Origin of the sequence: Pseudomonas sp. SIMBA_067 (assembly GCF_046534675.1) — a bacterium.
Classification (GTDB): Bacteria; Pseudomonadota; Gammaproteobacteria; order Pseudomonadales; family Pseudomonadaceae; genus Aquipseudomonas; species Aquipseudomonas putida.
Genome location: NZ_JAWRYH010000309.1, coordinates 1 through 278 on the forward strand (window position 1 = coordinate 1; position 278 = coordinate 278).

The window sequence follows — 278 nt, forward strand, 5'->3', positions numbered from 1 at the left end:
TGGGGAACTTTACATGCTCTGCTGGCGGATATGAATAGTCAGGGTCAGGTGCAGATGGCGATGAACGGCGGCATCTATGATGAAAGCTATGCGCCGCTCGGTTTGTACATCGAAAACGGTCAGCAGAAGGTGGCGTTAAATCTCGCTTCAGGTGAAGGGAATTTCTTTATCCGTCCTGGCGGCGTGTTTTATGTCGCGGGAGATAAAGTCGGCATCGTTCGTCTGGATGCCTTCAAAACCAGTAAAGAGATTCAGTTTGCGGTGCAGTCAGGGCCAAT

General features: G+C 50.7%; 1 protein-coding gene. It reads left to right on the top strand.

The annotated features are described in order from the left end of the window. The coding region (locus tag SB765_RS29225) for a hypothetical protein (protein ID WP_410932433.1) at positions 1-278 on the top strand (278 nt) is incomplete at both ends.